Below are 1,379 nucleotides of genomic sequence, written 5' to 3'. Positions count from 1 at the left end.
TGGGCGCGGCGCGAAGCGTCCTCAACTTCCGCGGAGATCGCACGCAGCCGCCTTCAGGCACAGTCCGCGATCTTGCAGCAGCGCATGCCGGGGAGACGCGCCAAGTGAAACGGTTTTTGCTGCCGCTTATCTTTTTCGCGGGTTTGAGCGCGGTGCTGGCGGCATCGTTATCGAACGATCCGCGACGGTTGCCGTCGGCGTTGATCGGCAAGAGCGCGCCTTCGTTCGATCTTCCGCGTCTGGACAATCCCGGCAGGAACCTCTCGCCCGATACCTTGCGCGGCGACGTGTGGATCATGAACGTATGGGCGTCGTGGTGCGAATCCTGTCGCGATGAACACGCGCTGCTGATCTCGCTCGCGGGCAAGAACGTCGTGCCCATTTATGGCCTCGACTACAAGGACGAGCCTGAAGCTGCGCGACAATGGCTGCGGCAGGCGGGCAATCCGTATATTGCAACCGTGGTGGATCGCTCGGGGCAGACGGGTATCGACTATGGCGTGTACGGCGTGCCCGAAACTTTCGTGATCGACCGGCAGGGCGTGATCCGTTTCAAGCGCTCGGGGCCGCTCACGCAGGCCGCGCTCGATACGCAAATCCTCCCGCTCGTTCGAATGCTGCAAAGCGAGGACTGCGATGAATAAGCTCGCGACCCTGTTGTTGGTGTTCGGATGCCTCACACGAAGCTGGGCCCATGCTGCGGAAGTCGTGCCGAACGCAAGCGCGACCCTGGAAGTAAAAGCGCGTGCTTACCGGCTGGAATCGAATTTTCGATGCCTCGTCTGCCAGAATGAAACCATCGCGGATTCGACCGCCGATCTCGCAGCGGATCTTCGCGCGATTATCCGCGAGCAAGTCGAGCAGGGCGCCACCGACACACAAATCAGCGATTACATGGTGACGCGTTACGGCGACTTCGTGCTCTACGATCCGCCGTTCAAGACGCTGACTTGGGCACTCTGGCTCGGGCCTTTCGTTTTGCTCGTGCTTGGGTTCGCAGCACTAGTTTTTGTGGTGTCAGGTCGCCGGAGAACGCAACTGCCCGCACTCACCGACCTCGAGCGCAGACGCGCACGACGTCTTCTGGGAGGCCGGTTGTGATCACTTTCTGGATCGTCGCGGCCGCCATGCTGATCGCCGCGATCTTGTGCGCGGTCGTGCCGCTGATGCAGCGCGAACCCGCCGCGGATGCATACAGAAACCGCGCGCTGAACGTATCTCTGCATCGCCGCGAACTCGCCGATGCCACTCACGACCGGCTGGCAGGACTGATATCGGCCGATCAGCACGCCGCGTTGCGCAGCGAAATAGAACAGCGCGTTCTCGCCGATACCCGCACGCCCCCAGCGCTGTCGGTGATGCGCCCGCAGCGGCAAGGA

At 62.1% G+C, this 1,379-nt stretch carries 3 protein-coding genes; all 3 read left to right on the top strand.

Annotated elements, in window-relative coordinates:
* The first annotated feature begins 104 nt into the window (after positions 1–104).
* Entirely contained in the window at positions 105–644 is a 540-nt protein-coding gene (locus tag ACRXB1_RS36055; protein WP_062170116.1) for a DsbE family thiol:disulfide interchange protein, read from the top strand.
* Positions 637–1,101, top strand: a complete 465-nt coding sequence (locus ACRXB1_RS36050; protein ID WP_449494777.1) for a cytochrome c-type biogenesis protein — start codon at positions 637–639, stop codon at positions 1,099–1,101. Before ACRXB1_RS36055 ends, ACRXB1_RS36050 begins: the two co-directional genes overlap by 8 nt.
* The coding region (gene ccmI, locus ACRXB1_RS36045; RefSeq protein WP_449494776.1) for a c-type cytochrome biogenesis protein CcmI at positions 1,098–1,379 on the top strand (282 nt) is incomplete at its 3' end. The genes ACRXB1_RS36050 and ccmI, both read left to right, overlap by 4 nt.

The organism is Caballeronia sp. M23-90 (genome assembly GCF_053574605.1).
This window is presented reverse-complemented; position numbering and strand designations above follow the sequence as displayed.